Source organism: Telmatobacter bradus, assembly GCF_048629425.1.
Classification (GTDB): Bacteria; Acidobacteriota; Terriglobia; order Terriglobales; family Acidobacteriaceae; genus Telmatobacter; species Telmatobacter bradus.
This window is the reverse complement of the sequence record NZ_CP184532.1, coordinates 4689757-4701208: the sequence shown is the minus strand read 5'-3', so window position 1 is coordinate 4701208 and position 11452 is coordinate 4689757. Positions and strand designations below refer to the sequence as shown.

11 protein-coding genes are annotated in these 11452 nt (G+C 56.0%); 6 read left to right on the top strand and 5 right to left on the bottom strand.

Annotated features, from left to right (window positions below; all coding sequences use genetic code 11):
- Positions 1-26: 26 nt before the first annotated feature.
- The 3 genes from ACOBR2_RS19565 (at position 27) to ACOBR2_RS19555 (ending at position 959) form a co-directional block, all read left to right on the top strand.
- Positions 27-194: a hypothetical protein gene (locus tag ACOBR2_RS19565; protein ID WP_420237764.1), complete on the top strand. Its 168-nt coding sequence runs from the start codon at positions 27-29 to the stop codon at positions 192-194.
- Positions 195-377: 183 nt separating this feature from the next.
- Positions 378-557 (top strand): hypothetical protein, encoded by a 180-nt coding sequence (locus tag ACOBR2_RS19560; protein WP_420237763.1) that lies wholly within the window; start codon positions 378-380, stop codon positions 555-557.
- A gap of 177 nt (positions 558-734) precedes the next feature.
- The gene (locus ACOBR2_RS19555) at positions 735-959 is read left to right on the top strand and encodes a type II toxin-antitoxin system Y4mF family antitoxin (protein WP_420237762.1); all 225 of its coding nucleotides are present in this window, start codon (positions 735-737) and stop codon (positions 957-959) included.
- A gap of 66 nt (positions 960-1025) precedes the next feature.
- Here the strand turns inward: ACOBR2_RS19555 and ACOBR2_RS19550 are convergent, their stop codons facing one another.
- The 5 genes from ACOBR2_RS19550 to ACOBR2_RS19530 all read right to left on the bottom strand — a co-directional run bounded on the left by ACOBR2_RS19550 (position 1026) and on the right by ACOBR2_RS19530 (position 9047).
- A complete protein-coding gene (locus tag ACOBR2_RS19550) occupies positions 1026-2093 on the bottom strand; it encodes a virulence RhuM family protein (protein WP_420237761.1) in 1068 nt (355 codons plus the stop codon).
- Between the two features lie 54 nt (positions 2094-2147).
- Positions 2148-4733, bottom strand: coding sequence for a DEAD/DEAH box helicase (locus tag ACOBR2_RS19545; RefSeq protein ID WP_420237760.1), 2586 nt, complete (start codon positions 4731-4733; stop codon positions 2148-2150).
- 5 nt (positions 4734-4738) lie between these two features.
- On the bottom strand, positions 4739-6517 hold the full coding sequence (locus ACOBR2_RS19540; RefSeq protein WP_420237759.1) for a site-specific DNA-methyltransferase: 1779 nt from the start codon (positions 6515-6517) through the stop codon (positions 4739-4741).
- 207 nt (positions 6518-6724) lie between these two features.
- Positions 6725-8737 carry a TraI/MobA(P) family conjugative relaxase gene (gene traI / locus ACOBR2_RS19535; RefSeq protein ID WP_420237758.1) on the bottom strand — a complete coding sequence of 671 codons (2013 nt, stop codon included), beginning with the start codon at positions 8735-8737 and terminating at the stop codon, positions 6725-6727.
- Entirely contained in the window at positions 8727-9047 is a 321-nt protein-coding gene (locus ACOBR2_RS19530; RefSeq protein ID WP_420237757.1) for a plasmid mobilization protein, read from the bottom strand. The genes traI and ACOBR2_RS19530 overlap by 11 nt, the downstream gene beginning before the upstream one ends.
- Positions 9048-9433: 386 nt before the next feature.
- On the opposite strand from ACOBR2_RS19530, the gene ACOBR2_RS19525 reads away from it, so the two are divergent.
- From ACOBR2_RS19525 to ACOBR2_RS19515, 3 genes are read left to right on the top strand one after another with little or no spacing between them, the layout of a single operon-like run.
- On the top strand, positions 9434-9847 hold the full coding sequence (locus tag ACOBR2_RS19525) for a hypothetical protein (protein ID WP_420237756.1): 414 nt from the start codon (positions 9434-9436) through the stop codon (positions 9845-9847).
- Between the two features lie 9 nt (positions 9848-9856).
- Positions 9857-10534: a P-loop NTPase gene (locus ACOBR2_RS19520; protein WP_420237755.1), complete on the top strand. Its 678-nt coding sequence runs from the start codon at positions 9857-9859 to the stop codon at positions 10532-10534.
- Positions 10531-11208: a hypothetical protein gene (locus ACOBR2_RS19515; RefSeq protein WP_420237754.1), complete on the top strand. Its 678-nt coding sequence runs from the start codon at positions 10531-10533 to the stop codon at positions 11206-11208. The genes ACOBR2_RS19520 and ACOBR2_RS19515 overlap by 4 nt, the downstream gene beginning before the upstream one ends.
- Positions 11209-11452: the final 244 nt, after the last annotated feature.

The window sequence follows — 11452 nt, the reverse complement described above, 5'->3', positions numbered from 1 at the left end:
GTGGCGCTTTAGCGTGGCTGCGTAGTGTGAACGAGGTTCCCGCGTTGCGCGATCACTCCGTCTTCAACTTCTACAGCACATGGTTGCTCGAACAGAACACCATGGACAAGGTCGCGAACTTGACCGCGAGCACTCGCCCAGATACCCCCTTCGATCAGCGGTCCCGCGCCTGCGCTCAGCCAACAAGCCAATAGCAAAATCGAGAGTCCGCGGAAGGTAGGAACCATCCTACCTCCTATTGTAACACAGCTAGGCGAAGATTTGCCGAAACTGCTGCCCATCATCCAACCTCCTCGCGCCTTGGGATTTAGTGCGCCCATAGCCTTCTTAACGCCCGCAATGGGTGCCCTCCGCGCCGCTTTGCTCATGCCAACTACATGCACTCGCTCAGAGTAGGCATTCTTGCTCTTCTGGCCGCGTGGCTGCGTAGTGTGAACGAGGTTCCCGCGTTGCGCGATCACTCCGTCTTCAACTTCTACAGCACATGGTTGCTCGAACAGAACACCATGGACAAGGTCGCGAACTTGACCGCGAGCACTCGCCCAAGAGGTTGCTAGCCGTTCACTCATATTATTTTAGTCATACCATAATGCGGTGTCAATCCAAATCTCCGCATTTTGACAATTCGTGTTACTGGCTCATTTCCGTCATGGTTCCCGTCCGGGAATAATTCTCTTGACTTGCGTGCTATACATATAGCACTATTCCCGTACGGGAATTATCTGGTTTAACCAGTGGCATATACAGTACAAGAGATCGGCAAGCTGGTTCGGGAGAGCCGGAAGCGGCTGGGCGTCACGCAAAAGGATTTGGCGCTGACCTCCGGCACGGGGCTGCGTTTCATCATTGACCTCGAAAAGGGCAAGGAAACCTGCCAGATTGGCAAAGTGCTGACCGTCATCCAAACGTTGGGAATCCGCATCGCGCTGACGCCGCCTGTGGTCTCTGATAGCCAATAGAAAACGAACTCGCACCCGTAAATACACCCACAAGCACCCAAAATGTAAGCTGAACGCATTCATGGCTCAATCGCGTTTCGACTTCTTCTCCCCGGCTGAAGGTTTCTTCTGTCCAAGCATTTTCTTGGAGGCGCGCTCGAAGTCGCTCTCAAAGCTGCGATCCTGCTCAATCCTGAAAGACTCGTACTGCTGCTCCGCCAGCTCCTTGGCAACATCGTGGGAGACCTTGCCCGCATTCTTGAGTACATCGTATTCATTGAACTTGAGGAAGGCGTCGAGCTTTTCAGCCCAATCGGTCATGCTCATCGGAATCTGGCGGGCGGCCTGATTTTCGGCGTAGTCCAGATACATGGAGACGATGCGCTCCAGCGCCTTGATCTCGTCTTCCTCCAGATAGTTTTTGGCGACGGAAACGTCGGCCTTCTGAATCCGGCCTTGGGGAGCATTCTTCCAGGTTTTCAGGCCCATGTTGGGCTGGCCGGCCTGGGCGCGCTCGGCAATCAATTCAGCGGCAGTTTTGCCGGTGATGGCCCAATGCAATTTGTTCTGGACGGTCTTGAAAAACGTCTGCGTGATCTCGGCGTTCCGGTTGTAGTCAATGCTGCACTGCTCGTAGATGTCCGTGATCTTTAGGTAGAAGCGGCGCTCACTGGCGCGAATCGACCGAATCCGCTCCAGCAGTTCATCGAAGTAATCCTTGCCAAAACGCTTGCCCTGCTTCAGGCGCTCGTCGTCCATGACGAAGCCCTTGATAAGGTACTCGCGCAAAACCTGGGTCGCCCAGATGCGAAATTGCGTGGCCTCCCGGCTGTTGACCCGGTAGCCGACAGCGATAATCGCGTCCAGATTGTAAAAATCCACCTCGCGGGTGACTTCACGCTTGCCTTCCGTTTGAACTACTCGAATTTTTCGAGTAGTTGCCAACGCGTTGAGTTCTTGGGACTTGTATATTTCCTGAAGGTGGTATGTGATGGTGTGGCTTTCCACCCCAAACAACTCCGCCATCTTTTTCTGGCTCAACCAAAAGGTCTCGCCCTCAAAGAGCACCTCGACGCGCACGGTTCCGTCCGGCGTGGAGTAGAAGATGATCTCGTGGCTGGAAGAAGCCGTTTTGTCGTCTGGCTGGTTTTGCATCCGAATTACCTTTCCCGTGAGTCCGTGTACTCTTTTCATGCTTAGAACGCTGTATCACCCCTCAGCCAGAGTTCGGTGGATGCCCGTCTTCCAATCGCTCATCAGCACCATTTCGCAAGTGACCGTGGTTCCGTCCTGGCCAACCAACTCCAATTCTCCGGCGCGCACAATGTCCTCGGCTCTGAAACACTGCGTCATGGTGTCCAGCAACTTCCGCTTATATTCGCTGTCGAGGTTCCCTTCCAACTGATTGCCCTTCGTCTCCCAGACAACAATGCGCTGCTTCTTGCCAGCTTTTTGGTGCGCAAAGATGAAGTCTGGGTACACACGATTCTTTCGCCAGCCTTGCAGATGGTAGTTGCCGCTCTTGGCCACGTTCCTGTGCCACCAATCCAGTGCCGCTTGCTCGTCCAGATAGCAGGCAAACTCCGCCTCGTCTGGATTGAAATCTTCCTCATACACTGGCGCAAAGACGCTCTTTTCAATCGGGCCGCCAGACGACTGCCGAACCAACTTGCGCGCCTTCTCTGGCCTGTCCGTCTCCAGAGTTGTCGGCAATTCCCACGCCGCATGGTCCGCTCTCAACCGAAATTGAATTCGCTCTGCCGCCACGTCCTCGCGGAATTTCGTCTCTGCAAGCCGGTCGCGCTCCTCGATCAGCCATTTCCGCAGTTCCTCAAGAATGAAGCCAGATGCGCCGTCGATCTCCACCTCGCTCAAACCCCGCGCCTGCAACTGGGCAACCAATTCGCCAACCAGCGCCCGTGCCACCCACGGATTCGGCAACACATCCACCATCAACCGCGTAGCATATACGGAATCGAAGCTGGCCGACTCGATGACGACCTCACGCCCGCTCTCTTGCAGCCATTCCTTGCCGGTGCCCAGCCCAACCCGCACTACATGGCTGGCCTCTGCTGCCGGGGCAGCCGACAGGCGCTCAACCAACGGCGCAAGATTCAGCGCCGCCCAATCCAGCCTGAACAACACGTCCTGCTCATAGTCCAGTGGACGCGCACCGCCGCGCTCTACCCAATTGACCATCGGCAGAAAGACGCGCAATGTGCGGAAGTTGTCTCGCCGCGCCAGTTTCCTCGTCGCTGGCTTGTCGTGCGCGTTGCCCGTGCTCTCCCTCACCTGGACGGCAAGGTCCGACATACCGTCGTTTTCCAGACCCGTCTTGATGCTTTCCACTACCTCTTTTGTCCCGACATGGTGGCAAAAGATGTAGCACTCATTCAGCGCCGACAATTCTTCCGGCGCGCGCGCCGCTTCTGGCTGGCGCATGATCCGCCCTACAAGCTGGGTCAGCGCATTCAGATTCCGATTCGTCGCCAGAGTGCATAGCACATACGCAAATGGGCAATCCCACCCCTCCTGCAACGCGCTCTTGGTGATAATCACTCGCACCCGGCAGGCGGAACTCAGCAGGTGCGCATTCTCCGGCTTGTCCAGATCATTGGTGTCCGCCGTTTTCAGCGCAATCTCGGCTTGGTCCAATCCCAGCGAAAGCAAGAACTCCCGCGCATCCTCAGCGTGGATGCTCTTTCCGTCCCGCTGTTCCTTGCCGGTGCGCTCCACTTGGACAAGCAGAATGGGCCGAATGTACCGCGCTGTCTCCGCTCGCAGTTTATCCGCTGTAAGGTGCAAACCATTCAGCCTGTCCAGGCTCTCCCGCAGGCAATCCTTCCAATCGTCACCGGCCTTTACTTTTACATTGATTGGCAGTTTAATCATCTCCGCCGCTTGCAATGCCGTCCCGCGCACATCGACCAGCCAGTTGGCATTCTCCTTCGGCGTGGCGGAAAGCTCCAGCACAAACGACGGATTGAAGCCGTTGATGGTGTCCATGGCAGTGGCGGTGTAACCTTTGTGCCCCTCATCCATCACCACGATGGGCCGCAGCAGCCGCAGCACATTGCCCAGGCTGTCCTTGGCCGTCGCGCCCATCGTATCCGCGCGCCCATAGCAATCCAGATTCGGAATGCGCCCGATCAGATCCCAATGCCGTTGAATGTCATCCCCTGCTGGGAAAAAGCCGTGGACATTGCCCCGGTCGCGGAAGAGCCGCAGCGTCTCCTTCGTCACGCGATTCGCCGATTGCAGCATCAGCAGCATCACGCAAAGGTTGCTCTCCACGTCCAACGCATTCAGCGGATCGTCCTTCTCCAGAATCTTCACACGGCCTGCCGCCGCACGGTCCAGAATTTGTCGGATGGGATGCTCACGGTTCGTCAATTGCCGCTTGGTCTGCGCATAGATTGCTTCATTGGGCACAATCCACAGCACAAAGCCACGGTTGCTCTTCAGGTAATTGCCCATGATCCGCGAAACCGAGTAGGCGCCCAACAGCGTTTTGCCGCCGCCTGTCGGAATCTTCAGGCAGACGCTCGGCACATCGCACCCGGTTCCATCCTGGCGCGAGACATAGGGAAAGCTCCGATGCGACTGCGGCAAAGCGCCGCGATTTCGCATCGCATCCCACGCCTTTTTGGGAAAGTCGGGAATCGGAACCTCAATGCCGGGATTCTGCCGCGCCAGCGCGCGCGTCTTCTCCGCCTCTGCCTGAAACTTGACCAGATCCTCCAGGTAGAGGTCGAACTTGTCCAGCGACTCCTGCTGATAGGCTTTCAGTTCCATTGCTGTCAGCCCTTCTCAATCCGGTAAAGGGCAAACGGCAGCGGCGCATACTCCACGCCCATTGGCAGCAGCTTGCTGTTCGGCACATACTTGGCCGGAGCAAAGACGAGATGCCTTTTGCCCTTCTTCTTGGCAATCTTCTCGGCCAGCGAGAGCGTCAGTGCCGCCTCCGCCGATTTCAGATAATCCAACTCGGGTTTGTAGACGAGCCACAGATGATAGGCCGCGCTCTCGCCCAGATACCACTTCTCCGGCTTGGCCTGGGCCGCGTCAAAGCTCTCGCCTGTCGCCGTATGGAAGAGCCACGCGCCCAGCGTCAAATAGTCGGGCAGCGTCTCGCCGGTCAGAATCTTGTCAATGTCCAACTCCGGCCCGAGCGCGCAGTAGGTGAACTCTCCACCCAGTCCTTCGGTACGTTCTGTAACCTTCTTCTCGCCGGTGACGATCAGTTCGCCGTCCTTCACCGTTTTGCTGATGTTGTCGAAACGGGCGGCATTCGCCTGCTCGATAAATGAAACTTTTTCTAGCAAATTGTCAGCGTTCTTCAGCTTTGTCCACGTCAGCGATTCGCGAAGAAGCTCTTCTTTTTGGGTACCCTTGAATTCATACCCCTGAATCACACGGCGAACGCGCTCTGCCGTGAGCGTGTCCGCATAATTCTCGCCCTCAACGAGAATAAAGCGGCGGTTCCCGCCATCCTTAGAATTGGCAGCCAGAACTGCGTGAGCGGTCGTGCCTGATCCGGCAAACGAATCAAGGATCAACGAATTGTTACCTGTCGCAATTGCAATAATCCTCGATAAAAGTCGAGTGGGCTTTGGATATTCAAAAGCGCTATCTGGCCCAAGTATCCTCATTACCTCTTTTTTTGATTCCTGATTATCGCCCACCTCACTATTCGTCCACCAAGTCCATGCGCTGACGCCGTCCGATTCTTCCAAATACGTTTTAATGCGTGGACGCGCATCTCCCTTGACTCCAAACCACATTCGACCTTCGGCTTTGAGCCTTAGGAATTCAGACTCGATATTACCCCAGCAACGACCAGGAGGCGGGCCGTATTTTTCTCCAGTCGGGGTAACGATTTTGTACATCTGATTTGGCCGAAATCCCTGAGCAGTAAAATCCGTAGATGTCCATGCACCTCGATGATCGTTGTCGGGATTTGAAAACGAAGACGCTTGCTCCTCAGTGATTGTTAATTTGCGCAAGCCATCTCGTGATTCGCCGTTCCCATAGACCAAAATGTAATCTTGAGCTGGCCCTAGTTTCAGCCTCGATTCAGGGGATGTTCTCTTCTGCCACACGACACAAGCAATGAATCGATCAGGTCCAAAAACCTCGTCGAGTACAGAACGCGCATGATGAACCTCATTGTCGTCAATCGTCATCCAAAAGCTGCCGGTATCGGAAAGCAATTCCCGGAGCAGCGTCAGCCTGGGCCACATCATCGCGCACCACTTGTCGTGGCGGAGCATATCTTCGCCGTTGATGGGATTCGACGAGAGCCATTCCTTCATCATCGGGCTGTTGACGTTGTCGTTGTAGCTCCAGCCCTCATTGCCGGTATTGTAGGGCGGGTCAATGAAGATGCAATCCACCTTGCCCGCATACATGGGCAGCAGCGCCTTCAGTGCGTGCAGGTTGTCGCCATGAATGATGAGGTTGCCATTGAGCGACGGCGCGCCCACCGACTTGGCCGCGTCCGGCACCAGCGGGCGGTAGGGCACGCTCAGATGGTGGTTGTAGACGAACTCTTTCCCTTTGAAATGCAGCTCCGGCATACGCTCTGACGATCCTCTCGCAATCGACTAAAAGTTTAAATGATTGACCCTGCACGGGTTAACTTCGACGCTGCGATCCGGCAACACGATCATGCATCTTGTTCATTCTGTGCTATATATATTGCACGTCCGTGCTATACGTATAGCACGCCTTTTGGCACGGGCGGGGTGCCGGGGGCGTAGCGGGCGGCATTGGCCTGTCTGCGGTCAGTCGCGCTCGAAGTCTCCCCGGTCGCGTTCTGGGACTTTTTGGCGCTGGCTGGGTTGCACCTGGCGTTCGCTGGCAAGATTGCGGCCTTCGACCCGTGCCCATGCTCCGGCGCGCTGCTCGCTCCTGGCGCATTCTCGGTCGCCGCGCGGGCCGAAGACGGCCTCGGCGGTGCGCTCGGCATAGTTGGCCCAGTTGCGATTCTCTGCTTCGCGCCCCAGGCTGGCGTTTTCCTTCACAGCCTGCACGATGGCCTGTTGGTCGTGGCCGGTTACGCGCATCCTTACGGCAATCATCCAATCAAGCTGCGACGGATTCCTTACCTCGATACGGTTGAGGATGTCGGCCTTGTGCATCCGATAGGCTATGCTCGGCGACTGCGCCGCCGTCGGCATGGCCGGAAATGGCTGACGCTCGCCGGGGCCGTGGACGGCCACCGGACGCAATTCTGGATTGCTGATCCTGATTCCATGCTGGGCGGCAAGCTGCGCGCAGAGTTGCTTGAACTCGGCGGGGCCGGTGATGGTCACTGTTCCCCACTTCTGCGCGCCTAACTGGAGCGCCGCCAGGACTGCTGCCTCGTCCTGCTGTTGCCATACATCGATGCGCTTGCCGCGATCCGTGAAGCTGACGCGGCTTGGATCGGTGCGCGATGAATAGTGAATCTCATTTGCCTGCGGGTGCGATGTCGGGCGCACCTGCGCGGTGAAATCGCGGATGTCTCGCTTGCGCGGCACCGCGTCGCCGTCTCCGAGGATGGCGGCGCTGGACGATTCCGCGCTTCGATACCGCCATTGTTCCGCAAGCTGCGGCGTTGCCCGTGCGACAAGAAACTGCTCAAAGGTCAAGCGCTGGCCGAATTGTGTGCGAAGATTGTCGCGCTCACGTTTTTGCTGTTCTATCAGTTCGGCGCGACGCTTGGCGTGGTCTGCGGCCAACAGACTTCTGGCAACATTCAGCATATTACCGGACCATTTACCGCCCTGAAAGAGTGCAGTCCGCTCTTTTCTGAACTCGGCAGTCTGAGTTGCACGGGCGGCGCGATGATCCGCGCGCTGCTGAACCTGGGCGCTTCTCTTTTCGTTACGGAAGGTTTCAAGTACATTGCGATACTCCTCCGAACCTGCTGGCATATCTGGACGCAGCGGCTCAGTCTGCCGCTGCCGCTGCGAATTTGCATCGCTGCGGCCATCAGGCTGGAATTCACCCAGCCGCTCCTCCATCCGTGCCCTGCTGAATTCGCGCCCGATGCAAGAGGCTTTGAGCGGCTGGTCTCCCACCCAAAGCAACGCGCCGCTGCCCTTCCGCTCATAACGCATATCGGCCTGGGCCAGTGCCTCATGCACCTGCGCCCACGACTGCGCATTACGCAGAATCGGCGCGGCCTTTTCCATTGCAATCCGTTCGCTGGATTTCTCGCCGGTTGCATTTTCATAGTCCAGCGCTTTTGAGCGGGGATGTGGCTCACGTTCTCTGTTGGCCTTCGTTACCGCGCCGTTATGGTCGGCAAGATAGTGGGCGTTTTGCTCGGCCTCCCATCCCTGCGCGTGAACAATCTCGGCGATAGCTTTGTGCGCTTTGTCGATGCACCATCCTTTGTCTGTTGCGCGCATCGTTACGGGGTCAACGCGATTGAGAACGACGTGTAGATGATAGTTTTCCGTGTTGCGGTGAAGCGCATAGATGGCAAGATGACTCCCATTCATGCCGAGATTCCTTTTCAGTATTTCGACGGCTTCATCGCACTGCGTTTGCGTTGGCTGCTCGCCTTCCTTCCAACTCAGCAACCAATGATCGACCGGGTCTTTGCTGCGCTTGGCCTCCATTGCCAGAGCAACCATTTCGGCGCGCTGACCTTGCTGCGAGTCCGAATAGAAGTTCCCGCTCGCGCCGACGTATTCCGCCTTTTGCTCGTCCGCGTGGCCGTCGGCCTCGATGTAGTCGAGCAAGTTGCCGATGCGCACCGCCTTGCTTGATTGCACTTTCGGATTGGAGATGTATTTAACGATCATGATTGGCCACTCGTTCAATCGCCGCGCGCAACTCACGGATTGTAGCAATGCACTCGTCTACAACTTCACCGTGTTGGATCAGCTTGTTCATTGCATATTTCTGAAGTCCGCCCAATCTGCGCAGTTCACGAATCATCATCAGGTCGGTGGCGGCGTGAATCGCCTTGCCCAGCGCGCGTCTGCGAACCAACTCGCTGACGCTCATCCCGGCAAGGTCGGCATCTTCGCCAAGTTGCACACGCTCTGCCGCTGTCAGCCGCATTTCAAATCGAGAAGCGGCGCGGCCTTTGGTGCGTTGCGCAAACGGCATTTGTTTTTCTCCTACGCGAAGCGTGCGCGGTTGTTTTCAGGATGAGCCACGATGCGACAAGCGAAGCGCGGAGCATAGAGGCGGCGGGTTGGACGAAACAGGGCGAAGCCATGTGTACGGACAACCCGCATCCTGTACTGCTCTTCCGACACATAGTGCGTAACAATTCACAACTTATCCGAGAAACATATTGAATGCAAGCCCTAATCATGCACGGAATCTGCCGCTGAAATTATTTTTATACGCTAAACTGCGCTTAACTGTGCTCACATACCCATAACTACGCATCACCCTATAAATACAGGTGTTTTATCGTTTTTATTGGTGTGTCGCATCGTGCTACTGTGCATATATTCCTCGTTGCAGGAAACGCCCGGAGGAACTTGATGGCACAAAGAGAAGTAATCACTGAAGCAATGATCCAAGCTGCTCTTGAGGCATTGGATGGACGCATTGCAATTCCACCGCCGCCAGCAGAAAGAAAGTATTCGCGTCGAGAGGCATTCGCAAAACTGCGGGCAAAGGCGAGAGAAGCACTCGCTGCCGGACACTCTCTCGAAACGGTTCTCGACGATCTCAAGGGGGTTGGTCTTGGCATGACAATAGCGACGGCGAGGCAATACCTGAAACCAGGCAGGAAAACAATCAAGGTGCGCAGCACTGCTCGACCGGAACCGCAAGAGAAACAAGTTGCGAAACCTGCCGTAACAGCACCGGTACACGTCAACGCTGCACCTGTAAATCCGGTTGCAGCAAAGAAGGGAACATTCGCCGTAATCGAAGACGACAACGACATCTAAGGAGGAAGTATGGGCAAGCCGGTTTACATGTCCAGCGGTTCAAAGGGCGGTGTTGGTAAAAGCATCGTCTCAATTTCACTGATTCATTACTTCACAGTACGCGGCGAAAAAGTCTTGCTCGTCGATGCGGATACCGCAAACCCAGATGTCGGCAAGGCATACGGTAAGACAGTCGAAACCGTCTACATCAATCTCGACGAAAAAGAAGGATGGATGGACTTGGCCAATCTTCTTGCAGAGCATCCAGATGAAACCGTGGTCATCAACACGCCCGCCCGCAGCGGTGAAGGCGTAAGGCTCTACGGAACGCTGCTTACGGAGTCCATGCAAGAATTGGGGCGCAAGCTGGTAACGCTATGGGTAATCAATTCGCAGCGGGACAGCCTGCAACTTCTGAAGGAATATCTCGATACCGTTGGCAGTGGCACAACGCACGTCATGCGAAATCTTTATCACGGGCCGGAACGCAAATTCGAGCTGTACAACAACTCGAAGATCAGGACGGCGGTAGAAGCTCAGGGAAAGACGTTCAACTTCCCTGAAGTGGCGGATCGCATCTCCGATCAGTTGCACAGCGAACGGCTGACGATACAAAAGGTAATTGAATTCGCGCCTATCGGGAATCGTGCCGAGGTAAATCGCTGGGTAAAGGAGTGCGCAACGGTCTTCGATGGAGTCGTAGCATGAACGTCGATACTGCCTTTCGCTCCATCTATGGCCGTGAGCCAAGTCCAGAGGAAACGAACAGATTTAATCGCATCGGCAAGGAACTCGATATTCGGGACAACGATGCGATATGGGCTGTGGCGTTTTTGCTCGGCCATCATCTTGATCTCGCGAAACAGATGCCGGAACAGATCGACAAACTGATTTCGCAATCGCTCGCCTACTACACGGCGGCAATTTCCAATACTCTCAACTTGGCCGAATCCGATCTCGCAGCAACCAAAGCAAGAATCGAGGAAACGGTAAGCCAGTCTGTCGTGGCGTCCGCGCAAAAGGAAATTGCGCGGGCGGCGCAGACCGTTGCGTACAGTACAGCGCGGAAATCGTGGCTCCAGTGGCTCGGCGGCGCTGCTGTCGTGGGAATGCTGTTAATGGGTGGGACGTTCCATTGGGGATACAACGTAGGGAACGACAATGGATATGCCCGCGCCCTAGATGTCAAGACTGCATCTGGTTGGGCCGCGTCGAACCTGGGACAAGCCGCGTACAAAATGGATCAGGATGGCGATCTGCGCTCCCTGGTACGCTGTGATCGTGACGGCTGGAGCGTGCAACGTAGCGAGGATGGAAAGCACCGGCTGTGCGTTGTGCATCCTGACCGCGACGGAACCATTTCCGGCTGGTATGTCCCGTAGGCTTTTGTGATGTGTTTGAAATTGGCCGCGTAATCGGTGCGGTAATGAATATGCTAAAAGCCGGAACCATGAAGAAACAGAATAAGAAGCGCAGGTTTCACCGGAGTTGAGTGGAGAGGGGTCAAGGCTGGCCACAGGCCACCGCGTGAGCGGCGCTTGCGGCCTTTACGCCTCGGAGCGATCAGATAATTGGAGATGGTTCGAATTCGAGCGGACGCGCTGACATTCGAACCATAGATGGCAG

Bases quoted from the DNA above. Each gene is read 5' to 3' on its own strand.
- ACOBR2_RS19560 (WP_420237763.1), top strand. From the start codon at position 378: ATGCACTCGCTCAGAGTAGGCATTCTTGCTCTTCTGGCCGCGTGGCTG.
- ACOBR2_RS19550 (WP_420237761.1), bottom strand. From the start codon at position 2,093: ATGCAAAACCAGCCAGACGACAAAACGGCTTCTTCCAGCCACGAGATC.
- ACOBR2_RS19545 (WP_420237760.1), bottom strand. From the start codon at position 4,733: ATGGAACTGAAAGCCTATCAGCAGGAGTCGCTGGACAAGTTCGACCTC.
- ACOBR2_RS19540 (WP_420237759.1), bottom strand. From the start codon at position 6,517: ATGCCGGAGCTGCATTTCAAAGGGAAAGAGTTCGTCTACAACCACCAT.
- traI (WP_420237758.1), bottom strand. From the start codon at position 8,737: ATGATCGTTAAATACATCTCCAATCCGAAAGTGCAATCAAGCAAGGCG.
- ACOBR2_RS19530 (WP_420237757.1), bottom strand. From the start codon at position 9,047: ATGCCGTTTGCGCAACGCACCAAAGGCCGCGCCGCTTCTCGATTTGAA.
- ACOBR2_RS19525 (WP_420237756.1), top strand. From the start codon at position 9,434: ATGGCACAAAGAGAAGTAATCACTGAAGCAATGATCCAAGCTGCTCTT.
- ACOBR2_RS19520 (WP_420237755.1), top strand. From the start codon at position 9,857: ATGGGCAAGCCGGTTTACATGTCCAGCGGTTCAAAGGGCGGTGTTGGT.
- ACOBR2_RS19515 (WP_420237754.1), top strand. From the start codon at position 10,531: ATGAACGTCGATACTGCCTTTCGCTCCATCTATGGCCGTGAGCCAAGT.